Below are 22,278 nucleotides of genomic sequence, written 5' to 3' on the forward strand. Positions count from 1 at the left end.
ATGGAGGAAGGCCGATGCCACATATTGAGATTAGGATGTACGAAGGCCGAACAAGTGAGCAGAAGGAGGAGATAGTCACCGTATTCACGCGGGAGTTATCCCGAATTATTGAACGGGATGAACGATTTATTACCGTCGAATTTCAAGAAATTCCCCTGGATGAGAATGCTCCGGCGAACCTGCTGAAAACAGGATCTATAGGAAACGGTTATGAAAGCTAAGTTAACTGGGGTTGACCTTATTAACTACAAAGCCGACACGAAAAGATCCTTGCTTTTAAACATGTGGAAATTCAGAGCACTCTATGTGATTGCGATTCCCGGGATCTTGTATTTCATCATTTTCAAGTACTTGCCGTTGGCTGGTTCAGTTATTGCATTTCAAAACTACAACATTTTTAAAGGCTTTACAGGCAGTGAATGGGTGGGACTTGAGCACTTTAGGACGATGTTTCAATACCAGGATTTCGGAAGAATCTTGAGCAATACAATTCTTCTAGGCTTGTATGATCTTATATTCGCCTTTCCGGCTCCAATATTGCTTGCACTTCTGCTGAATGAAATTCGGCTTGTGTTTTACAAACGGTTTTTGCAAACGGTGGTTTATATGCCCCATTTCCTGTCTTGGGTAATTGTCAGCGGTATCGCCTTGGGTATCCTCTCCCCAGGAACAGGGATTGTGAATCAGGTTTTACAAGCCTTCGGCTTTGAACCAATTTATTTTCTTGGTGAAAATTCATACATTCGCACGATTTTGATCAGTTCCGGTATCTGGAGGGATTCCGGGTACGGTACGATCATTTATCTGGCCGCGTTGGCAGGAATAAACCCAGATCTTTATGAGGCTGCTGAAGTAGACGGAGCCGGGCGCTGGAAACAAACCTTAGCCATTACACTGCCGTCTCTGATACCGACGATTATGATTTTGTTCCTTCTCCATATCGGGAGATTTCTTGATCTTGGCTTCGAGCGGGTATGGGTATTCCTGAACGCGCTTAATACCGGGAACGGGGAGATTCTGGACACTTATATCTATAAGGCGGGGCTGCTGTCTCAGCAATACAGCTATACAACAGCAGTGGGGCTATTCAAGTCGGTAGTTGGACTCATTCTGGTGCTCATCGGCAACATTTTGAGCAAAAAAACAACCGGTGAATCGCTGTATTAATCGCTCTTTATGGAGGTAGGGATGATGAGAGTACGCTATACTCGCGGCCAGAATCTATTTAATGTGTTCAATCTTTTGTTTCTGACCGCTCTCGCTTTGGCTATGTTTCTGCCGTTTCTGAATGTGATTGCCCAGTCCTTTAGCAGCTCTGAAGCAATTATTAATGGCAGGGTAGGTTTGCTGCCAAAGGAATTTACCGCGATCAATTATCAGTACGTTTTCAGCGATCATTCCATTTGGCGGGCGTTCGGTGTCTCCGTCTATATTACGGTACTGGGCACCGCAATTAATCTGATTGCGACAGCGTCTCTCGCTTATCCGGTGTCGCGGCCGGAATTCCTAGGACGTAAATACATCGTCATGATGGTATTGTTCACTATGGTATTCAGCGCCCCTCTTATTCCAAATTTTATCCTGATAAAAAATTTGGGGCTTATGAACTCCTTATGGGCACTTATGATTCCGGGCGCCATCAGCGCTTTTAACTTTTTCGTGATGAGAAGCTTCTTCATGCAGCTGCCTCAGGAGCTGATAGATTCCTCTAGAATCGATGGGTGTGGCGAGCTGCGGATCATTGTCAACATGGTACTGCCGTTGTCCAAACCGGTAATGGCCTCATTGGGGATTTTCTACGCCGTCGGGCACTGGAATACGTACATGAGCGCTCTGTATTATATCAACAAGCCGTCTTTATGGCCTCTGCAGGTGATGTTGAAGAAGCTCTTCGAGACGGACGATATCAGCATTGATCCGGCTTCCTCAGTGTATAGCTCTTTGGCCCACACCTCACCTGAGGGCATTAAAATGGCTGTTATCATTGTCGCTACTATTCCGATTATCATGATTTACCCGTTTCTTCAACGCCATTTCGTTAAAGGAATGATGGTCGGATCCGTCAAATCCTGATCTATCATAGTGTGGTAGAATAGGAACGCGTTAAGCGAGACGAATCGGAAGGTGGTATCCATGGATGAGATGTGTATTAATCGTAGACGACGAGCCCATGATTCGAAAGGGACTTTCTATCATGATCCAGCAATGCGGCGAGCATCCGTATAACATTAAGCTGGCCCAGAATGGCGAAGAGGCCATCCAGCTTCTTATGGAGGAGCAGCCGGATTTTCTTTTTACAGATATCCGTATGCCCAAGGTAGACGGACTGGAGCTGTGCCGGCGGCTGTCGGAGATGGAGACGGATATTCAGACTGTTGTCATCTCGGGTTATGGGGATTTTGAATACGCCCGCCAATGTGTGTCCTATGGAGTGAAAGAATATCTCCTGAAACCCGTGAGCAAAGGGAACCTTCAAAATGTGATCGCCAAACTGGAAGCGCATAGAGAGAAGTTAGAGAGTTTTGTCTCTGTCGCTAAGCTCGATGAATGGGTCGTGCGTATGGATGATGCCATCTGGACCTTGGATAAAGAAAGGCTGTACCTTGTACTGAAGGAATGGGAAACTGACTTCCTCCAGCGTAAGATGAGCCGAAGTCAGCAAAAAGAGCTTCTGGGAGAGGGCTACGCTTTGCTCGTGAAGAAGCTGCTTGTCAATTCAGTTACACCCGGTAAAAGCGTGTTAGACTTGTCCGCAGCAGCTGGACCTGAGCAGTTATTCCGCTGTTTCGCAGAAGCGTCAGCAGCAATATTGGAAGAGCTTCGTAGAAAGCGCAAGGGTAAAGCGAAGGATCCGATAGAGGAAGCTAAAGCATTTATAGAAAAGCATCTCGCTCAGGAAGTATCACTGGAAGAAGTGGCGGAAGTGCTTGGGCTAAATGCCTCTTATTTCAGCCAGATGTTTAAGCACTCAACGGGAGAGACCTTTGTACATTACCGCATAAAACGCAGGATGGAGAAGGCCAAAAGATTGCTTGCCGATGCAAGCTATCGGATCACCGATATTTCCTATGAGGTCGGGTATGCAGACCATCCTCATTTTACGAAAACGTTCAAAAAGTTCACCGGGCTGGCTCCTTCCGAGTATCGCAACCAGCTGGGGATCGATTGATGAGAAAGAGTCTGTCGAACAAGCTGTTCGCCTCCTTTCTCACCGTCATTCTTCTATCCTTGTCCATGGTTGGATTTATCTCCTATTTTCAGGCTTCGGCTGAGCTGGATAAGTCTTCAGAGAAGTCCATTGCCCAAGTTATCAGAAGTGCGTCTTATCAAACGGATCTGTATTTGCAAAATTATGAAAAGGCTAGCGATTCCATCCTGTCCTACAATCAAGTCAAGGAGTTCCTGGATATGGACCCGGAGGATAGCTTCTCTTACTATCAATATACGAATGACATTCAGAAGTATTTGTTTCGTTCTTTGTTTATTCTGTATCCTCAGATTAATCTGATGTACATCATCGGTGAACACGGCAAGGCCATTAGCGATGATAACTCCTATCAGGCGCATAGCCTGCAGTTTCATCCTCAGGAACGCTACCGTTTCTTAAGCGAACATACCCCGGAGAGCGGCCGCATCACCATTCTCAACACGAATGTGATGAATGAAGGGGATAAGAACATTATTACGATGGTCCGACGAATCAGAGGTGTCTCTTCCTATCGTCCTAAAGGTATAGTGGCCATTGAATTTAAGGCAGAGGATCTGGCCCGCATATGGGAACCTCTTGATCTGGGACAGGGCGGGTCCTACTTTATCATGGACGAATTCGGCAAACTCCTCTATCGGGCGGAAGGGAATAATAACCACCCTGGGTTATCTGCTGAGCACATTCAGAACGTATTTCAACACCCAAATGACTCTGTGGTGGAAAAAGTAGACGGGAAAGAGTATTTGTTCGTGTCGAGAAAATCCGAATATTCCAAATGGCAGCTTGTAGTATCCATACCCGTTGGTGAGCTGCGCAAGCCTATTTCTACCATTCGTACGACCACGCTGGTGGTGGGAGTTCTCACGCTTGTAGGCACACTGCTCCTTGCAACCTGGTTCGGACGATCCATCACGAAGCCCATCCTGATTCTTAAGGAGGGCATGAGGGAGACGGAAAAAGGCAAGTGGCGCAGGCTTGAGATGAACGGCCGTCAGGATGAGCTGGGGGGACTGATGCGCAGCTACAACCTCATGGTGACCCGGCTGTCCGAAATGATTGAGCGGGTATATGAAGCGGAGCTTACCACCCAGAAGGAGGCTCTGGAGCGTCATCAAGCTGAATTCCAGGCACTCCAGCTGCAGATTAATCCGCACTATCTATATAACACATTAGAGACTATCAAATGTTACGCGGTCGTTCAGGATTCGGATGAAATCACAGAAATAGTGGAGGCCATGGCATTCATGCTTCGCTACTCCATCCAAACTAATCTGGAGGAAATTACGATTGCCAATGAGCTTAATCATGTACTGAGCTACATGACGATTCTCAAGCACCGGATCGGCAGAGAGTTCGAAATTGACGTAGTGATTCCGCCGACGCTGCTACTGGCTAAGATGGTCAGGCTGACACTTCAGCCCTTGATCGAAAATATTTTTCAGCATGCGTTTCCCGAGGGAATTGAAGACAAGCACTATATTCGAATCGACGCCAGAATAGAGGGAGACCGTTTTCTAGTTCTTGTAGAGGATAACGGCGCAGGGATGTCCCGCGAACGGCTTGATAAGCTTCGTGAGAAGCTGAATCTGAATCAGCTGGCGGATACGGAAGGAGATTCCCTCTATCATAGAGGTGGAATCGGGCTCATGAACGTGCACCGGAGAATTCAAATGGTGTTCGGTGAACAATACGGGTTAAGTGTCGAAAGCGTGGAGAATGAGGGAACCCGGCTGATCTTATCTATGCCTGCGGAGTGAGAAGATAGATGTTTTCAGAAAAAACTACTACTAGGAGGAAATATGCAATGAAAATTGATTTGACTGGTAAAATTGCGCTTGTTACAGGGTCCAATGCAGGGATAGGCCGACAAATCTTGGAGACTTTGGCTGCTTCCGGCGCCAAAGTGGCGGTAAACTATTTGTTTGGTTCTGCGGAGGAGACGGTTGACGCGATCCGTCAGGCCGGAGGAGAAGCTCATGCTTTTCAGGCAGACGCAACAAGTCCTGCCCAATTGGACAATATGGTAAAGGAAATAGAGGAGCATTTCGGCGGAACCATCGATATTCTCGTCAACAATGCAGGCGGTATGATCAATAGGGTTCCAAATACTGAAATGAACGAAGAGCATTACAACAAGGTGATGGACGTCAATTTTAAATCATGCGTGTTTGCCTGCAAAGCCGTAGCAGCAGGAATGATTGCCAAGAAAAGCGGTAAAATCATCAATGTATCTTCCCTTGCGGCCCATGACGGCGGCGGACCGGGGGCTTCCATTTATGCAGCGGGCAAAGCTGCGGTATGGTCTTATACCAAGGGACTTGCCAAAGAGCTGAGTCTTCACGGGATTAATGTAAACGCTATCTCTCCCGGTTTTATCGGTCAGACCGCTTTCCATGCTACCTTTACTGCGGATGCGGCAAGACAGGCAACCATTGCGAAGATTCCGCTGGGCCGGGAAGGTGCTCCACAGGATGTGAGCAATGTGACACTCTTCCTCGCTTCAGAGCTGTCGGATTATCTGACAGGTGAAATTATTGAAATTAACGGAGGCTTGTTCATGCGATGATGAACCTTAAGGAGAAAGCAGATACTTTTTCCTGGGTTGGTCTTGAGGTGGATAAATTGAAAATGGAGCTGGATCCCTTCCGGAGAGAAGAGATTCTGCTCCCGTCAGAGCCTGGTGGCTGGTGGCACCAATATGTATGTCCCCAGCATCATACTGAGCTAATCTTCGATGTTATGGAGCAAGATGCGTTTGTTTTTTCTTGCCCGAAGGGCTGCAAGCTGGAAGGTGAACCCTACCGGGGAGCATGGCTGGTATACCGGCATCAGGCGATGGCGCGATACGCCCTGCAAGCTGCCGCGGTATTCGCCGCAGACGGAGAAGAATTCTATAGCAGCTTAGCCCGGAAGATTCTTGTCGGTTATGCAGAGCAGTTCCCCTTGTATCCGGTTCATCCCGATGCCCAACCCTGGATGCTTAGTGGCCGTGCCTTTCATCAGGCGCTGACAGAGGCTATCTGGTCCACCACGCTTATTCGGGCCTATCTGCTTCTTGTGGACTATGGAGTAACGTTCACTGAGGAAGAAGAGTTGAGGCTTCAAACATTCTTCACGATGCTGGAGGAGAGCATGGAGCAATACCGCCACATCCTCATTTACGAGAAGAAGAATGCAGAGAACAATTATACCGCATGGCTGAACGCTAGCCTGGCTTGTGTATATGCCGCCAAAGGCACCAGAGAAAAGCTTGCTTCTTTGCTGGAGGGAGAAGGCGGATTCTATCATCATCTGTCCATTGGCGTGAAGCCAGATGGCTTTGAATTTGAAGGCAGCACGTACTACCACATTTTTGTATTGCGGGCTTATCTCATAGCAGCCGAGATGTCCGGGCGCTTTGGGGTTGACCTCTATGCTACCAAAGGAGATCAGGGACAATCCATCCGTGGCATGTTTCAGTTGCTGGTAGAGCTTAGCGGCGATAACGGGGAGCTTCCAGCCGTGCATGATGGTCCTTATGCGCGCGTTCCTTTCGCCCGAGAAATTGCTGAAGTATTTGAAATAGGTATTGCGGTTTACAAAGACCCGAGTCTCCAGCCAATACTGGCGAATGCTTATAGGTATCTATATGGACAGGAATTAAGGACCGGTCTGGAGGCAGTGCTGTATGGAGCAGGTGAGAGTAAGGAGCTTCAGACCAGTTACAGGGTGAGAGACTCTGTTCTACTGCCGGATTCCGGATTCGCCGTGCTCCGCCACCCGGGCAATCCGTTGTCCGTTCTGGCGGATTTCGGAGAGCATGGCGGATCACATGGGCATTTTGATAAGCTTCATATCACGATTATGCACCGATGGGGGGAGGTTGCTCCCGAGCTGGGCATGGTTCCTTATGGATCTGTTTTGCGGAAGGAATGGTATTCCGAAACCGCGAGCCATAACACGGTTACCATCGGAGGGCGCTCCCAAGCTCCACATACCGGAAGGTGCTGTCAATTCCGTCAGGAAGGCAATGCTACGTACTTATGGATTCGCTCAGACGGCGCCTATGAAGGAGCTGTTCTAGACCGGCATCTTGTATTGGCCGGCGGTTGGCTGCTGGATTGGTTTCATGTTGAGCAGGTGACGGAGCGGGATCAGGAAGTGGACTTATGGTTTCATCCGACGGGACATTTGCTGTTACCGTTCGACCTTCACCGTGTCCAGACGGACTCTCCGGCAGTCCTTGGTCTGGAAGCAGGTTATGGCTCAGTAGAAGTACTGTCCGCAATGAAAAATGAGACGGATTGTCCGTTAAATACGGAGTGGAATATCCGTTATGATGGAGTGAGCACCGGCCGGGAGTATGAAGTATCCACGAGTACTCTACTGGCGCCCGGCTCCACTATGTATGAAATCCGCACACCGGGTAATGCCGAAGACCCGAGTAGATTGCTACGAGGTATTATGCTTCGGCACAAAGGACCGTCGGTTAATTTTATTACGGTTTATCGGGACGTTCACGAACCTGCTGTACTGAAGCTAGTGAGTCAGGTGGGCGAACCGCCCCGAATCCAAATAGCAACAACTGGGCAAGTAGTGGTCTATTGCCTTGACCCTAAAGCGGGACTGATTCAGGAAAAGTCCCGGAATACGGAGGAGTAGAGATGTTAGAACCTTTATTTCAACCTACCAGCGGCGTACTCGACCTGTCATATGGGCCAGATGAACATACAGATGTTGGAGAGAATCCTCCGCGGTTTACTTGGATGCCTGCATGTCTAGAAGAGAGTATGTATGAGCTGCAGATCTCCTCAAACACTGGATTTGAGCCGGAAGGTACGTTGACCTACAGCAGAATTCCCTATAATTTGTTTACCCCGGATAAGCCGTTGGCGCCCGGCTCGTATTATTGGCGATACAGTCTTATCGGGGAGAATGATATCCGTTCCGAGTGGAGTAAAGTAAGAGCTTTTGTGGTGGAGGATGAACTGCCGCTAACGCCACTGCCTTCCCGTACAGAACGATATTCAACTGCTTCCGCCCACCATCCGCGGCTATGGCTTCAAGCGGAGCAACTTCCGTCTTACCGGGAAGTTGTCCGCCAAGACCCCATTTCCACTGGCTGGGATGACTTCCTGAAGCATTCCGTTTTACCCTGGACAAAGCGCGAGCTTATTCCCGAGCCTGCACCGTATCCAGATAATAAGCGTGTCGCCACACTATGGCGGCAGATGTATATGGACTGCCAGGAAGTTTTCTATGCTGTCCGGCATCTTGCTATAGCTGGAGTTGTGTTGGAGGACGAGGCGCTTATCGCCAAAGCTAAAGAGTGGCTGCTTCATGCGGCAAGCTGGAACACGGATGGTACCACCAGCCGGGATTACAATGATGAATGCTCCTTTCGCATAGCCGGAGCGTTGGCATGGGGCTATGATTGGCTTCACGGCTCTCTGGTGGAAGAAGAACGCCTTAAGGTAAGGCAGGCGCTACTGCGAAGAACCGGGCAGATCGCATTCCATGTCATCGAACGTTCCCGCATCCATCAAGTTCCTTATGACAGCCATGCGATCCGCTCTTTATCCTCTGTACTCGTACCGTGTTGTATTTCCATGTTGGGTGAGGAGGAGAAGGCGCAGGAATGGCTTGATTATACGCTGGAATACTTCTCCGCCATGTATACTCCATGGGGTGGCAAAGATGGCGGGTGGGCCGAAGGTCCGATGTATTGGACCACTCAGATGGCATTCGTTACGGAGGCGCTCAATCTAATTCGCAAATACATGGCAATCAATTTCTATGACCGTCCTTTCTTTCGCAAAACCGGTGACTTTCCGCTCTATTGCTTCAGTCCGGATACCGTGAGGGCCAGCTTCGGCGATCAATCGTCACTGGGAGATCCGGTCAATCTCAAAACGGGCTTCAATATCCGCCAATTTGCCGGTTTAACCGGGAATGGCCAGTACCAATGGTATTTTGAGCAAACTAAGGAACTGAACCCTGACACCCAGATGATCTTCTATAACTACGGCTGGTGGGATTTCCGGTTCGATGAAATGGTTTATCGCACAGATTATCCGCAGATTTCTTCAGAGCCACCGGTGGCTGCAGAACCTCTGAAGTGGTTTCAGGATGTGGGATGGGTCGCCATGCATCATCGGATGGAGGATCCGCAGGAACATATCATGCTGTTGACCAAGAGCAGCCGTTACGGCTCTGTGAGCCATAGCCATGGGGATCAAAACGCCTTCCTGCTGCATGCCTTCGGCGAGCCTTTGGCTATTGAAAGCGGCTATTACGTTGCATTCAACAGTACGATGCATATGCAGTGGCGCAGGCAGACCCGCTCCAAGAACGCAATTCTTATTGACGGCAAAGGCCAATATGCTGGCACGGACAAGTCGAAGAACATGGCAGCCTACGGCAAGGTGTTGAAGGCGTATAGTACGCCCGGAATCAACTACACGCAAATGGATGCCACCGAAGCCTACCGCGAGAATGTACCCTATATCAAGCGGTATGTGCGGGAAATATTTTTCTTTGATAGCGCTTACTTTGTTATCGCAGACAGTGTCGAGCTGGAACGTCCGGGAAAATTGGATTGGCTGTTTCATACACTGTATCCCATGAAGTTGAAGGAACAATCTTTTAAAGTAAATGGTAAAAAAGCTCAGATGGAGGGCAGATTTGTCTATAGTTCCTCGGGAGAAATGACACTTAGCCAAAGCAATCAATTTACAGATGTAGATCCGAAAGAATGGGAAGGGCTGCCCGAGCATTGGCATTTGACTGCCTCTACCCAAGAGGCCGTAAGTCATCGGATCGTTACTCTTCTGATTCCCCAAAAATCAGGAAGCCGGGATTACGTATCGTACTTTATGGACGATCAGGACCATGGGGTTCATGTCTACTTTACGAATCAGGGAATTACCCACCGGGTTGAGATCCCAAAAGCTTATTAGCCTTAAAATATCTTCATTTACGTATACACCCCATTGTACAAGGAGAGGGTTATATTATGAAAAAATGGATTGGCATCTGTCTGGCTACCGTAATGGGTGTTACCGTTATTGCAGGTTGCTCGAACAAGGACAAAGAAGAGACTGCCGGAGGTTCGTCAAATACGCCGCAGAAAACTGAATTCTCGATCTCGATGCGGACGCTGGCTTTTAACTATGTTGAGAAATCACCCGACTTGAATAAGGACAAATGGGTGAAAAAGCTGGAGGAGATGACAAACACAGACTTGGATATAGTGTTGGTTCCTCATAAAGAGTTCGAGCAGAAAATGGTGCAGATGTTCGCCACTAATGATATTCCGGATGTCGTTCAAGGCTCGGGCGGCGTAAATGGCAAGGAAATGGCTGGTTCCGTTGAAGCTGGTGTGTTCATGCCCTTGGATGATCTGCTGCAGCAAAACGGCCAGAACCTTTTGAAAGTAATCCCGAAGGAAGCTTGGGAGAACGTCACCTATCAAGGGAAAATTTACGCAATACCGGAGTTTCTGTCCAATCCCTCCCGCCGGGCGACTTGGATTCGCAAGGACCTGCTGGATCAAACCGGCTTGCAGGTTCCAAAAACGGTCGATGAGTACTTGACTGTGTTGCGTGCCTTCAAAAAGCTGGGGATAGAGAACCCGTACATGGGCCGTCAAGACTTCAAATATGCGGATGCTTTCTTTGGCGCTTATGATGTTTTTCCGTATCTGACTATGTTCGAGGAAGTAAACGGCCAGGTTCAGCCGAAGTTTATGGATAGCGAAAATATGATGAAGGCGTTACAGACCTACAACACCATGTATACAGAGGGTTTGATCAACAAGGAATTTGCCACCATTAACCCGACCAACTACAAAAATGCGATTCTCTCAGGAAAAGCGGGCATGTGGACGATGAATGCCAACGAGCTTCTGCAGTGGGAGCAACAATTGAAGGCTACGACGCCATCCGCCAAGCTGGAGATTATTCCTTCGCCAGTGGGAACTGATGGAAAAGGAGGCTCCTACTTGTACGGCTCCGCTACGCGCACCTACTTTATCAAGGAAGGTACGAAAAATGCTGCGGATATCGTGAAATTTTTTGACTGGATGTTGAGCGAAGAGGCTGAGACCTTCTTTACCTTTGGGATCAAGGACGAAACCTATAAGGAAGAGAACGGCAAAATCGTGTACACTTCTCCTGCGGATTCCGCTGCTATAGATGAGGAGCGCTACCGCCAGTCTTTCCTCTGGATGGTGCAGGATACTACTTATAATAAGGGTGTCCTTAACATGACAGAAGAAGGCAGAAGCTTGATCAATGTATATGATACTATTCTGGCTAACGAAGGCCGTGACGGAATTCAGTTCGACCCGCGGCTAGATGCCTTGGTGAAGAATCCAGACATTGCACCTAACTCGGACACGGCTCCTCCGGTACTGCTGACGCACATGGTAAAGATGGTATATGGCAAGGAACCTATCAGCGACTGGCCGAAGGTTGTGGAGGAGTGGCTTTCTAAGGGCGGTAACGATGTCATCAAGGAAGCTACGGAAAAATATAACAACAAAGCAGGCGTCACCATGCCTCGCAGATAAACTTACCCTCCAGAGGAGCTGGAATTCAATTAAAGTTGTAGAGAATTCACTATCTTTTCAGCATAAAAAGCAAAGGATTTATTAAGGGCTGCCGGGAGGTAGCCTTTTTAGTTAGGGCCAGTTTACTTTAATTCAATATCCAAAGTATGGATTATATGGTAAGTTAAATAGAGACATTCTAATGAATCATATAAAAAAATGGAGTGATTTCATAAAGATGCGGAATTCAAAATTTTTATATTATCTTGTCTGGATCATAGTGGGGGCGCTCTTATTACATTATGGCAACTCGCTAATTAGCCATTACACTGAAGAGGCACAAAAGAACTATCAATTAGAAAATACTGTGTGGATCACGGCTATTGTCCCGTTTGTCTATGGGATCTATCTGGCGTTGTTAGAAGGATTACCTAAAGCTTTTATTGTTAATTGGCCGCTGTTGTTTATTGTGTTTCTTCCAAGTTTTCTTCTGCTTATGTATCCGATTTTAGTAATGTATTTTAACATTTCGAACATAGAGATTTACAAATTTGCAAGCATACATGATGGGGTAGTATTTGGTCTGGTTAGTGGAATGGCACTAGTTAAATCTCTAACGACAAACCGTTAACGAGATTACAGCATTGCTGTTACAGAATTATTGGAGCAGTATAAAATAGTTATATGCAAAATCACCCTTTCAATTATTTGGGTTTTATTGCAAGATATTTATGCATCATGTATTTTATTGAATAATAAGGGGGAGTGCGAATAATGTTATCATCCACAGAGCTTAGCAAGCTGAACGAAGTGAATTACAGGGAGGACCGATTAGAGGCACTTAATCATTTTTATGAGGATCTCTGTAATAAGAAAGTAGCCGATGGCTATATTTATTCTCTTAGTCGTTATGGAAAAATATTTGCTAATGGAGCGGGGGGACGCTTCAGTTACGAAGAAGATAGCGACCAAGAATTGAAAACGGATACAATTTTTCGAATCGCTTCTATTACCAAGCTGTTTACGGCAACAGCGATCTGGCAGCTTGCAGATGATGGAAAAATTTTTATGGGACAACCAGTTAGTTCTATTCTTCCAGAGTTTGATGCCGACCCTTTTAAGCCGATTACAATTGCTCATTTACTGACTCATACCTCCGGCATCGCACCTGATCATGGAACTATAAGTGATACTTACTATAAAAGTGCATGGTGGTATATTTATGAATCAGAGCTTGGAAAAGAAAACTGGATTAAAGCTGGACTTTCCTATGGCATTCGTTTTCCGGTAGGGACTCAATGGATGTATTCCTCGTTTGGATACGTGGTTCTTGGTGCAATTATTGAGAAAATAACAGGTGTTTTTGCAGAAGATTACATAATGGACCACATTGTAAAACCGTTAGGCATGACAGATACTTTCTTTGATATACCGCCTGAGAAAGCTGGTAGGATCGCTATTCGTTCGGAAGAAGCCAAGGAATATCTTCAGAAGCTGCAAAACGGGGAAATTACGGATGAAGAACAAAGGTCTGAGGAAGAAATCAAGACTCCCGGAACTGGTGGGGGACTGTATTCAACCGTTAATGATCTACAAAAGTTCGGAATCATGCTGCTTAACCATGGGGAATACGAAGGGGGTCATGTCTTAAGTCGGATGGCTGTTCAGAGAATGACCAAGCGGTTCAATTCTGAAAAAATTCCAAACTACGCATGGGGAGATGGAGGAGCGGATAGACCATACGGTCTTGGGCCAGACCTTCGATATAATGAAAGTACATCTTATTCTGAAGGCACTTTTTTTCACGAAGGATGGGGGTCTTGTTCTTTGGTCGTTGATCCGGTAGAAAAGCTGATTGCCGTTTGGTATATCCCTTTTCATAAAAATATATGGGACGGTAGAGGGATTTTCGGTACAAACAATGTGATCTGGTCCGGACTCGAATAAGAAAAAGACTTTTTTTATGTGATATCTATAGATAGGCAGGATGTGACTTATGTTTGAGATGATAAAGCACCGCTTTCGCATTATGAGGGCGGTTGCTTTTGTTACTTATAAGGAATGGAGTGCGTACAGGACGCATTCGATGGTTTCTATTTTTGTAGGCCCAGTGTACTTTTTAGTGCAGTATTATATATGGAGCGCTGTTTATAGCGGGGAATCTTACATCAACGGGATGTCACTCTCCCAAATGCTTTCCTATTTTTGTGCTACGATGTTGATCAACTATCTGACTATGGATTTTGCCGATTGGAATTTACAAATGCTTATTCGTACCGGTAAATTCATTACGTTTTCGTTAAGACCGCTAAATCATATGTTCTTTGCTTTATCTCAGAAGGCAGGGCATAGGGTACTTGGGCTTTTGTTTGAATTTTTACCCTGCTTTATGATCTTTTTCTTTATTTTTCATATTGATGTCTTACCCGCAAATTTACTATACGCGATTCTTTCAATAGCTATGGCGTTTATGATGAATTTTTTCATTCATTATAGTATTGGAATGGTCGCCTTTTGGATGGTGCAATCCTCTAGTATTCGTAATTTTTTTAATCTCTGCGAAGGGATATTTTCAGGATCGCTGATTCCATTAGTATTTTTCCCAAAATCCTTACAAATGGCGTCCTTTTTCTTACCGTTTCAATATACGGCCTTTCTTCCAGCAATGGTCTATACAGGTAGCTATACTTTAGCTGATATAAGCTTACCTATTCCTCAAGTGTTATTGCTGCAGCTCATAGCCGTAATTATTGCCGGAGTTGTCTGCCGGGTGCTGTATGCGGTGTCGCTTAAGCATTTTACGGGGGTGGGCGCATGAAACGTATGTATCAAATATATAAAACCTGCATGAAGGCGAATATTTCTTCTGCTATCACTTATCGTGTTAACTTTATTCTTAATAGTCTTATCATGCTCATAGGGAATGTGCTGTTTCCTCTAGTAACGGTATTTATTTATAATTCGAATGCTTCATTTGCAGGATGGACCTTTAAAGAGGCGCTGTTAATTCAATCCGTTTTTATTCTGTCTACGGCTTGTGCCGGGATTTTTTTTAACGGAATTATGTGGAATACGATGTCTCATGTTGTAGAAGGGACTTTGGAAGTGGTATTAATTAAACCGACCTCGAGCCTTTTTCTGCTGTTGGCCAGATCTTTTGAGTTCGAAAGTATCGGGCTTTTAGGTGGAGGAGTAATCATGTTCGTATACGCACTTAGCGGAATCGATGGGATGACCATAGGCTCTTGGTTATTGTTCCTGTTGTTGTTTGGTGCAGGGCTGCTTGTTATGTTCGGTGTGGCGCTTATTGTGGCAGCGATTTCCTTCAAATGGGTGGCGAATTCCCGCTTGCCGGAGATGTTTGAGAGCATTAAGTCTTTTGGACGTTATCCAGGGACGATTTTTCCTAAGGCAGTCGTAGCTGTGAGTTCTTTTCTGTTTCCGGTCTCCATGATTGCCTACTTTCCAGCATCTACACTGATTGGCCGATGGGAACCCTATTTTTTTATAGCGATTATTCCTTGTGTATTATTTGCTGCCTTCGGAATTTGGCTCTATACATATATGCTTCGCAGTTACAAAAGCGCCGGAGGATAAAAGATTAGTTAAGATCTAAGAAGGAGAATTTCACTTGGACATTATTACCGTCAAGAACTTAACCAAGCAATATGAAACCTATCACCGTGGACAAGATGCAAAAAGTGTATTTAAAAGTCTGTTTCACCGTGAAAAATCGATAATTACCTCTGTAGAAGATCTTTCGTTTAGTGTTGGAAAAGGAGAAATCATTGGCATTCTGGGTCCAAACGGTGCAGGGAAATCTACGACTATTAAAATGCTGACAGGCGTTCTCTATCCTACCTCGGGCGAAATAAATGTTCTAGGGTACAACCCTCATAAGCAGAAAAATCAATATGTAAAACAAATCGGGGTATTGTTCGGACAGAAATCGCAGTTAATATGGGACATTCCCCCTTTGGATAGCTTTTATATGAACAAGGAAATCTATGATATTCCTACGAACGACTTTCGTACAAGACTAGACCGATTTGTAAACATGTTTGAGATTGGCGATATTATTACTAAGCCCACGCGCACCCTTTCCCTGGGAGAACGAATGAAATGCGAGTTTATTATGGCGATGCTTCATTCACCACCTGTGGTTTTTTTAGATGAGCCAACGATCGGGCTGGATGTAATAGCTAAACAAAGAATCAGAGAATTCATTAAGCAAATGAATCAGGAAGGCACCACATTTATTCTGACAACACATGACTTGGAAGATGTAGAGCGTTTGGTTCAAAGAGTACTTATAATTCATCAAGGGAAAAAAGTATATGACGACAAGTTCTCTGAACTTCGACTGCATCTGGGTGCCCAAAAAGTAGTTAGGCTTTCAGCCGCCACAACTATTGGAAATATTGATCTGCCTGGCACTCAGATATCGGAAAGAATATCGGATTACGAAGTGGAGCTGCTGATCGATACCGAGCAATGTAAAATGGGCGAGTTTCTGCATATTCTTAGCGAAAAGGTAGAGATCCTTGATATATCCATTAAGGAGATTCCCATTGAAAAAATTATCAGCTCCATTTATGAGATGGATATGGGAGAACATATTCAAGCTTGAGAACGGATCATCTGCAGATTTAGATCGAGCATGGACCATAACTTTTCAGTGATCTCTTTTGCAGAGCAAGGATTACTATGGGTAAACCACCATTCAATCACTCCGACAGTCGCCGAACTTAAAAATTGCACAGATATATCTTTACTCAGCTCATCGAGATTAAAATTGTTTTCTAAAAATTGTACCTTAATCTGCTCATTTATCATTTCTTGTAATTGGTTTCTAAAGGAGAGCAGAGCTTTGTTTCTTAATAAAATCTTATAAAAAAGAGCATTCTCCTCCAATTGTTCCAGCGTGCGGAGCAATGACGCCTTCGAGGGATTGGGTTCGGTTTCATCCTCCACTGCGGAGCAGCTTTCGATTAGTTGCTGGAGCTGAGCCTCCAGGCATTTATCCATCAGATCGTATTTGTCCGCATAATGGGAATAAATCGTTCCGCGGTTTACATCAGCACGCTCTGCGATTTCGTTGATCGTTATTTTTTCAAAATCTTTTTCAGCCATCAGTTGAATTAACGCATTCATGATGGCTGTTTGGTTTTTTTTAATTCTTCTATCCATGATAAGACTCCCTTTTTATTAAACAATGTATTGTATTTTGTTGAAAAATCAACAAAACCGGTCAAACTAACGATTGAACCCTACCGGAGATGTGATAATCTGATTTTATCGAACAGTTGATCAAAATTCAACAAATGTCTAAAAAGGGATAGAGGAGCTAAATATGAGAGTTTTAGTTTTTGGAGCGGGAGTATTAGGCAGCTATCTTGCGCATGTTCTAGTGCGTGGGGGAAATGATGTCACCATGCTTGCCAGAGGAAAGCGAGCAGAGCAATTGACGAAAGACGGACTTGTGCTTCGCCATTATTTTCAAATTAAAAACACTGTGGATACAGTAAAGGTCATCTCTACGCTTAGATCCGATGATCTCTATGATCTTATTTTTGTTGTTATGAAATATAATGATTTTCCATCTGTGTTACCTATTCTAGCTGAGAATCAGAGTCTGAATATAATTCTTGTGGGGAACAATGGCGATGCTCTTGGCATGCAAAAGGATCTCCAGGAAATGAGCAATGTGAGGAAAAATATACTCTTCGGATTTCAACTTAGTGCAGGAATTCGGGAAACGAGCGGTCGTGTTATTAAAATACACGCAGGAGGGCAAATGGTACTTGGCAGTTTAGACGGTGAGATTCCAATAAAACACTTACTGGAAAAAGCGTTTGAGAACGCTAAGTATAAGCTAACTTATCATGAGGATATGGATGCTTGGCTCAAAAGTCATATCGTGCCAATAGTGGCTTTGAACTCCCTTAGTTATCTGCATGACGGGGATTTGAAAAAGGTATCTAAAGATAAGAAGCTATTAAAACAAGCCATTTCAGTAATGGACGAGGGGTTTCAAATCATGGAGCAATTAAGCTATACTGTTACTCCAGCAGGTCAAGTTAACTTTGTTCGAAAGCACAAGCAGGCTGTATATTATGGTCTGGCAATAATTCATAAATTACCGTTTATGAAATTAGTGGACGGTTCTTTCAGCGAAATAGCGGCTTTGTTTAATTCATTTGATATTTTGAAGCAACAAGCAAACATTGCAACGCCCAATTGGGATCAACTTAAAAAACAAGCGTTTTCGAAGTTTAATGCAAATGTATAACAATCTTGTTCAGGAGGTATACAATCGATGGCTATATATTTTATAAGGCATGGAATAGATGATGAAGGCTTTCGTGGGGGTTGGAGTCAACGTGGACTTGTAGTAGAGGGATATAGACAAGCCGAACGTCTTGGATATTATCTTAAGGAAAATCAATCTAGCTTTAACATAACCCGTATTCTTTGTAGTGATTTGCAACGTGCGTTAGATACAGCAAATGAGATCGCCAGAGAGCTTGATTTGCCTGTTGAAAGCAGCCAGTATTGGAGAGAAACGAACAATGGTGTAATCGCTGGAATGCCTCATGAAATCGTAAATGAACGATACCCGGGTCTTTATTTCTCGGCTTTAAGAATGGATGAGAGATTTCCAGGAGGAGAAAGTCCTCAGGAATTTTTTACGCGAATAAGTTCAAGTTTCTCAAAACTATGTAATGAACTGGAGAGTACTGATCCAAATGAAAATGTAATTGTGGTCACTCATGGTGGCGTAATTAATGTTATATACCATATTTTAAAAGGGCTAACGTGGACGAATAAGAATGCTCATTTCCCGACTTCATATACTAGTATTCATAAAATAGAGTATCAAGTAGATAAGTGGGCAGTTACAGCAGAAAATCTTACGGAACATATATCAAGTGATCAGGCTGCTGGTATGGCCAATTGATTGGGAGGTATAAATATGGGTTTATTGAATGCGCTGATTGAGCAAGCCAAGAATCCTAGAGGGTTCGTAGGAAATATCATGATCAAAATCATGAATCAGGCACATACCAGCATCACAACATGGGGACTTAGAAAAATAGAAATTAAGAGCGGCGATCCTATCCTGGACATAGGCTGTGGTGGCGGTCAAACTATACATACGTTAGCAAAACAAAATAAACAACATGAAATTTACGGCATAGATTACTCAGAACAAGCTGTAGAGACATCTATTCAAAAAAACAATAAGGCTGTAATCGCTGGTAAGGTGAAAATTAGTCAGGGAGATGTGTCAGCGTTACCGTTCAACGATGGATTTTTTGGGACGATCACAGCGATTCAGACACATTATTTCTGGCCGGACCTCGAACACGATATAAGTGAAGCATTTAGGGTGCTGATGGCAGGCGGTACATTTGTTATTATTTCTGAGATCTATAAAATCAATTATCATATGAAGCAATTCACTAAGAACGAAGAGATGGAGCAGTTATTTCGGAAATCGGGCTTTCAGACGGTAAATATTCACGAGAATAACAAATGGAGATGTTATGTTGGAAAGAAATAAAGCGGCCGCACCGCCCCAAAAAGGACGACACAGCCGCTTCGTTTCACCAGCTATTTAAGCCGGGAAGGTATTAAACAAACAACGAACGGGAAATGATGACCAGCAAGATGAAAAGTACCAAAATCGCTCCGGTCGAAGTGAAGGCTCCTCCATGAAATTCACCCATGATTTATTCCTCCTCAACTTATGTCTTCTTCTCAATTGCTGTGACTGATGTCGCAGCTTTCTGAGATAATGACATCATATGCCGAAGAGGGCCTGTTGTACTGGTCTATGGCCTATTGCTCGTCAATATGGGCTTTTAGGATACGTAATCCTTTAGGAAGATGATTTTTAAGCTGCCCTAAACTCGCTTTGCCCCAACTAATCGGCAAACCATCTAAAGTTACAAGTGTCCATCCATGTAATTCGCTGGGGACAGGCAGGCTTTCACCACGTAGCCAAGCATGTATTTCCGGGCCATCACTGCTGAGATCAAAGCTTCGTGAAGCTTGTATGGGCTGTAGTGCCATAGCTAATGCATGAGCAGGTTCAATCCGATTTTTCTTCAAATGGGCGATATGTAGTCCAGCTCGTGGAATACGCAGTCCGTCCAGCAGCCCGGTATGGAGATTGCCATTAAAGGATTCTGGCAGCAAATAAAGGGATTCGCCGAAGAGCAGTGGCACACCTTGGCATGAAAGACCAGGCAGTTCTACCGCAGCCCAGTCTTGAAAAAGCTGGTAGGCATCGCGTACAGAAGAATTAGTTTTTGGGTTGTTTTTACTTCGGCGTTTTTTGGCGTTGCGGTTGGCATCATCATTCACGGATGCAGTGTCAATTTGCTTACGCAGGAGTGCTACAAAGTGACCTTCGCCCTTTTCTAAATGCGGCCAAAGGCGTTTGCAGGTGAGTAGTTCCATATCGGGGTAACTAGCCGTCAATCGAGCAATGGTTTCTTCATTCTCTTGACGGTTAAAGGTGCAGGTAGAGTAGGCTAAAGTACCCCCTGGTTTAAGCATAATGTAGGCGTCTTGCAGGATATCCCATTGTCTCGCTGCGCACATAACTACATGAGCAGGAGACCACTCTTGAATGGCTTTTGGATCTTTTCGGAACATGCCTTCTCCAGAACAAGGAGCATCCAGCATAATTCGGTCAAAAGCTTGCGGGAAACGCGCAGATAGCTGTTCTGGTGTTGCACAGGTTACGAGGGTATTCTTAATGCCCAGACGTTCAACGTTCTCTGCTAGAATTTTTACGCGTTCCGGATGAATCTCATTAGAGATTAAGAGGCCTTGTCCCTGCATTAAACCAGCGATATGCGTAGTTTTACCTCCAGGGGCTGCTGCAAGATCGAGGACGGTTTCACCGGGTTCAGGTGCCAGCAGTTCAGCTGCGGACATTGCGGAAGGCTCCTGAATATAATATAGTCCAGCGGCATGGTAAGGATGCCTGCCTGGTCGAGCGGGCTCATCATAATAAAACCCGCCCTGGCACCATGGGATAGGTTTCAAATTAAATTGTGAGACTGTACGGTCCACCGCAACTTGGCCTATGGCTGAGGTGCTTTTTAGCGGATTAAAGCGCAGTCCTTGAGTTCGTGGTGCTGAATAACTTTCTAGAAAAGCATCTGCCTCTTGCCCCAGCATTTCTTTAATAGATGCGGTGTAAGAGGCAGGCAGCTGTTCTTCCTTCATAGCTCATTCTCCTTTTTCTTAGTTGCTGTTTCATGTTTATACCGATAAAATCAAGGTATGGGGAACGTAATCGTACCTGAAATTCTACATATATTCAACTATATCATAATTGCCAAGTCTTACAGTACACAGGGCAATTGTAAAGGGGATGTACCATATGAATTTGCTGCAAGCGCTCTTCTTCCCGCCGGAGCAACCCGGTGGTGTATCATCTATGATCCCTTATCTTCAGGAAAGATTCCGTTCAAGCCGTTGGGAGATGGATTTGTTTTGGCTGCCTAAGCGGATTCGCAATAAGGGGCATGAGGAAGTAATATTCGAGACGTTTGATTGGACGCAGTATGGAGAAAGTCCGATCGTTCAGAAATATATTCAGACCTATCGTGATTATTTATGGTGGACTAAACTGCGGATGAGTAAGCCCTATGATCTTATTCATTCTCATCATCCGATTGCGGGCTTAGCAATGAAAAAAGTGTTCCCTGATACTCCGTTAATTCATACCCTGCATTCCAGTTACGAGCGGGAATTGATTCTAAATGGAGCGATTTCCGAGGATGGCTTGGAGCATCGTTTTCTAGTCTCACTTTATCGTGAGCTTGAGCATGTTAGTGATCGATTAATGACGGTGTCGCGATCTTTTGCAGATTATGTGGCCCCTTATATTATTGATCCTTCTAATATAGGTGTTATTCCGAATGGTTTTGATGAAAAAAGATTTAAGCCTGTTCCGCATGATAATGCTATTCCGCAGCTAGTGACCGTGACACGTCTGGTTCCGGCTAAAGGAATAGATATATTACTCAAAGCTTGCGCGGAGCTTAAAAATCGCGGCCATGAGTATGTACTGCATATTATTGGCGATGGTCCTTCACGTGCGGATCTGGAAAAGATGGCCCAACATTTAGGGATCTATAATGAAACGATTTTTTACGGATATACGCTGCACCCTGAAGAATTCATGCCATTCTTTGATATTTTCGTATTGCCCTCTCGGGCGGAGGCGTTCGGTTCAGTGTTTGCGGAAGCGGCACTTAGCTGCCTGGCTTTAGTGGGGACAAATGTGGGCGGAATACCGGAGCAGATTGAAGATGGTGTGAATGGTTTATTGGTCAGTCCTGACGATGAGATTGCTCTTGCTGACGCATTAGAGAAGGTGATATCTGATCCGGCTTATCGTTATGAGCTTTCACGTTCTGCATGGGATAAAGCCAAAAGCCTATATTCGTTGACACGAGTTGCTAATGAACTAAAAAAAACCTATTTACAGTATCCCTCAGGAACGAAAGGGTGA

The 22,278-nt window shown here is 45.0% G+C and carries 21 protein-coding genes; 18 read left to right on the forward strand and 3 right to left on the reverse strand.

Features of this window, described 5'->3' with window-relative positions; translation table 11 throughout:
* The first annotated feature begins 14 nt into the window (after positions 1–14).
* The 14 genes from NSS82_RS12195 (at position 15) to NSS82_RS12260 (ending at position 16,368) form a co-directional block, all read left to right on the forward strand.
* Positions 15–221 (forward strand): tautomerase family protein, encoded by a 207-nt coding sequence (locus tag NSS82_RS12195; RefSeq protein WP_051491612.1) that lies wholly within the window; start codon positions 15–17, stop codon positions 219–221.
* Positions 211–1,167 carry an ABC transporter permease gene (locus NSS82_RS12200; protein WP_036689353.1) on the forward strand — a complete coding sequence of 319 codons (957 nt, stop codon included), beginning with the start codon at positions 211–213 and terminating at the stop codon, positions 1,165–1,167. The genes NSS82_RS12195 and NSS82_RS12200 overlap by 11 nt, the downstream gene beginning before the upstream one ends.
* A 21-nt stretch (positions 1,168–1,188) precedes the next feature.
* On the forward strand, positions 1,189–2,073 hold the full coding sequence (locus NSS82_RS12205; protein ID WP_094902792.1) for a carbohydrate ABC transporter permease: 885 nt from the start codon (positions 1,189–1,191) through the stop codon (positions 2,071–2,073).
* Between the two features lie 64 nt (positions 2,074–2,137).
* Complete coding sequence (locus NSS82_RS12210) at positions 2,138–3,169, forward strand: response regulator transcription factor (RefSeq protein ID WP_076272646.1); 1,032 nt, start codon at positions 2,138–2,140, stop codon at positions 3,167–3,169.
* Positions 3,169–4,965: a sensor histidine kinase gene (locus NSS82_RS12215; protein ID WP_076104619.1), complete on the forward strand. Its 1,797-nt coding sequence runs from the start codon at positions 3,169–3,171 to the stop codon at positions 4,963–4,965. The genes NSS82_RS12210 and NSS82_RS12215 overlap by 1 nt, the downstream gene beginning before the upstream one ends.
* 47 nt (positions 4,966–5,012) lie before the next feature.
* Positions 5,013–5,774, forward strand: coding sequence for an SDR family NAD(P)-dependent oxidoreductase (locus NSS82_RS12220; RefSeq protein WP_076272645.1), 762 nt, complete (start codon positions 5,013–5,015; stop codon positions 5,772–5,774).
* Positions 5,771–7,849 (forward strand): heparinase II/III domain-containing protein, encoded by a 2,079-nt coding sequence (locus tag NSS82_RS12225; protein ID WP_076272644.1) that lies wholly within the window; start codon positions 5,771–5,773, stop codon positions 7,847–7,849. Before NSS82_RS12220 ends, NSS82_RS12225 begins: the two co-directional genes overlap by 4 nt.
* A 2-nt stretch (positions 7,850–7,851) precedes the next feature.
* A complete protein-coding gene (locus NSS82_RS12230) occupies positions 7,852–10,146 on the forward strand; it encodes a DUF4962 domain-containing protein (protein WP_076272643.1) in 2,295 nt (764 codons plus the stop codon).
* Positions 10,147–10,202: 56 nt separating this feature from the next.
* Positions 10,203–11,759: an extracellular solute-binding protein gene (locus NSS82_RS12235; RefSeq protein WP_076272642.1), complete on the forward strand. Its 1,557-nt coding sequence runs from the start codon at positions 10,203–10,205 to the stop codon at positions 11,757–11,759.
* Positions 11,760–11,940: 181 nt separating this feature from the next.
* A complete protein-coding gene (locus NSS82_RS12240; protein WP_076272641.1) occupies positions 11,941–12,369 on the forward strand; it encodes a hypothetical protein in 429 nt (142 codons plus the stop codon).
* 143 nt (positions 12,370–12,512) lie between these two features.
* Positions 12,513–13,685: a serine hydrolase domain-containing protein gene (locus tag NSS82_RS12245; RefSeq protein WP_038569878.1), complete on the forward strand. Its 1,173-nt coding sequence runs from the start codon at positions 12,513–12,515 to the stop codon at positions 13,683–13,685.
* A 139-nt stretch (positions 13,686–13,824) separates the two neighbouring features.
* Positions 13,825–14,556 (forward strand): ABC transporter permease, encoded by a 732-nt coding sequence (locus NSS82_RS12250; protein WP_256717035.1) that lies wholly within the window; start codon positions 13,825–13,827, stop codon positions 14,554–14,556.
* Positions 14,553–15,335 carry an ABC transporter permease gene (locus NSS82_RS12255; RefSeq protein WP_076223224.1) on the forward strand — a complete coding sequence of 261 codons (783 nt, stop codon included), beginning with the start codon at positions 14,553–14,555 and terminating at the stop codon, positions 15,333–15,335. The genes NSS82_RS12250 and NSS82_RS12255 overlap by 4 nt, the downstream gene beginning before the upstream one ends.
* 34 nt (positions 15,336–15,369) lie before the next feature.
* Positions 15,370–16,368: an ABC transporter ATP-binding protein gene (locus tag NSS82_RS12260; protein ID WP_249267665.1), complete on the forward strand. Its 999-nt coding sequence runs from the start codon at positions 15,370–15,372 to the stop codon at positions 16,366–16,368.
* Here the strand turns inward: NSS82_RS12260 and NSS82_RS12265 are convergent.
* A complete protein-coding gene (locus tag NSS82_RS12265; RefSeq protein ID WP_076140940.1) occupies positions 16,359–16,928 on the reverse strand; it encodes a TetR/AcrR family transcriptional regulator in 570 nt (189 codons plus the stop codon). The genes NSS82_RS12260 and NSS82_RS12265 overlap by 10 nt on opposite strands.
* Before the next feature lie 163 nt (positions 16,929–17,091).
* Between NSS82_RS12265 and NSS82_RS12270 the strand changes: the two genes are divergently transcribed.
* From NSS82_RS12270 to NSS82_RS12280, 3 genes are read left to right on the forward strand one after another with little or no spacing between them, the layout of a single operon-like run.
* Positions 17,092–18,030, forward strand: coding sequence for a ketopantoate reductase family protein (locus tag NSS82_RS12270; protein ID WP_076100852.1), 939 nt, complete (start codon positions 17,092–17,094; stop codon positions 18,028–18,030).
* A gap of 27 nt (positions 18,031–18,057) precedes the next feature.
* Positions 18,058–18,699, forward strand: coding sequence for a histidine phosphatase family protein (locus NSS82_RS12275; RefSeq protein ID WP_036689381.1), 642 nt, complete (start codon positions 18,058–18,060; stop codon positions 18,697–18,699).
* A 15-nt stretch (positions 18,700–18,714) separates the two neighbouring features.
* Complete coding sequence (locus NSS82_RS12280) at positions 18,715–19,305, forward strand: class I SAM-dependent methyltransferase (RefSeq protein ID WP_076100850.1); 591 nt, start codon at positions 18,715–18,717, stop codon at positions 19,303–19,305.
* Positions 19,306–19,375: 70 nt separating this feature from the next.
* On the opposite strand, the gene NSS82_RS12285 is transcribed toward NSS82_RS12280, so the two are convergent.
* The gene (locus NSS82_RS12285) at positions 19,376–19,471 is read right to left on the reverse strand and encodes a sporulation protein YjcZ (protein ID WP_197069771.1); all 96 of its coding nucleotides are present in this window, start codon (positions 19,469–19,471) and stop codon (positions 19,376–19,378) included.
* A 112-nt stretch (positions 19,472–19,583) separates the two neighbouring features.
* A complete protein-coding gene (locus NSS82_RS12290) occupies positions 19,584–20,984 on the reverse strand; it encodes an RsmF rRNA methyltransferase first C-terminal domain-containing protein (RefSeq protein ID WP_076272640.1) in 1,401 nt (466 codons plus the stop codon).
* Positions 20,985–21,141: 157 nt separating this feature from the next.
* On the opposite strand from NSS82_RS12290, the gene NSS82_RS12295 reads away from it, so the two are divergent.
* Positions 21,142–22,278 (forward strand): glycosyltransferase family 4 protein, encoded by a 1,137-nt coding sequence (locus tag NSS82_RS12295; RefSeq protein WP_036689393.1) that lies wholly within the window; start codon positions 21,142–21,144, stop codon positions 22,276–22,278.

Source organism: Paenibacillus sp. FSL H7-0735, from assembly GCF_038008505.1.
Lineage (GTDB): Bacteria > Bacillota > Bacilli > Paenibacillales > Paenibacillaceae > Paenibacillus_AQ > Paenibacillus_AQ odorifer.